Origin of the sequence: Kocuria sp. CCUG 69068, from assembly GCF_020833785.1 — a bacterium.
Classification (GTDB): Bacteria; Actinomycetota; Actinomycetes; order Actinomycetales; family Micrococcaceae; genus Kocuria; species Kocuria rosea.
Genome location: NZ_PDDL01000247.1, coordinates 1 through 1,128, shown reverse-complemented (window position 1 = coordinate 1,128; position 1,128 = coordinate 1). Strand labels below are relative to the sequence as shown.

Below are 1,128 nucleotides of genomic sequence, written 5' to 3'. Positions count from 1 at the left end.
AACGTGGGACATGAAGGCCTCCGGTGGGTGAAGCGGTGAACTAGACAGCTCCACTTCACTACCGGAGGCCTTCCCGTGTCAGCCCGACTCACCGCCTTGCGGCGGGACAACCTCCCTGGACATCACAGCTAGTCCAGAAACCGCCGCCACCAGATCCCCACCACCACAGCACCCGGAACCAAGGCAACAACAGTGCCCACCACGAAGTCTTCGACCAGGACGCCGATCACCGCAGCCAGCAGACCCACCTGCACCCCGGCCAGCAACACCAGGATCCAGGCCATGTCGCGACGCTGCCGGGTCTTCCACTCCGCACGCCTTCTGTGCATTCGTAAAACGCTACGGGTTGGGTCCCCGCAATACCCTATCGCCGCGTTTCATTACGCCACACCCCGATGTAGGGCGGCACACCTCATGCAGCACGTGGTCGCCATGACGGCAGCGCATGGCGACATGGCGGGAAACTCACCATGCCTGTCGAAGTGAAGAGAGTCGGCGCAGCAGAACAAGAGAGGAGGGGCCGGAGCTGACCCGCCCCGACTCCTCCCGTGACACCTCAGGCAACCCGAAGCGCCTGCAGTCACGGGGTGGTCGTCGCATTCTCGTTCCGCATGCCGTGGCGGGCGATGAGAGCCAGACATACCCCCACGATGGAAAGCGCAAGACCCAACAAGAAAAGCAGGCCGAGACCGATGTCCGGTCCGCGCTGTAGCGTCCCTGCAGGGACGATGTCACCTTGGTTGCCAAGGCCAGGATTGCCCCAACCGGGATGAGGACAAGCCCAATGCGGTACATGCTTTTCATTGCGTCATCCTAATTATTCCGTCCGGCGCCCTTGTCGTAGCCATCACCTAACAGCTCGCGCCACGGTGGCAGCTGGTGCGCGCGGTAGCCGGGCCCCTCATGTTGCAATCCAAGCACGACCACGCCCTACGACAACTCCATCTACCCGTATCGCTTAGTACTACAGTCGCGCTTGTGAAGGGGTAGTTGCCCGTCTCGGGACTGTCGCTCTAACGGTGTAAGAGGCGTTTCCATGGTTAGTGGTTCTCCGCCGCCGGCATCCGGTCGGCGAAGGTGATGGCGAAGGCGTTCAGCGCCGGCTTCCACCGTGTGACCCATCGTGTC

1 protein-coding gene is annotated in these 1,128 nt (G+C 62.2%); it reads right to left on the bottom strand.

Annotated elements, in window-relative coordinates:
• Nucleotides 1–128: 128 nt before the first annotated feature.
• On the bottom strand, nt 129–284 hold the full coding sequence (locus CRM73_RS19330) for a hypothetical protein (RefSeq protein WP_154676747.1): 156 nt from the start codon (nt 282–284) through the stop codon (nt 129–131).
• Between the last annotated feature and the right edge of the window lie 844 nt (nt 285–1,128).

Bases quoted from the DNA above. Each gene is read 5' to 3' on its own strand.
- CRM73_RS19330 (WP_154676747.1), bottom strand. From the start codon at position 284: ATGGCCTGGATCCTGGTGTTGCTGGCCGGGGTGCAGGTGGGTCTGCTG.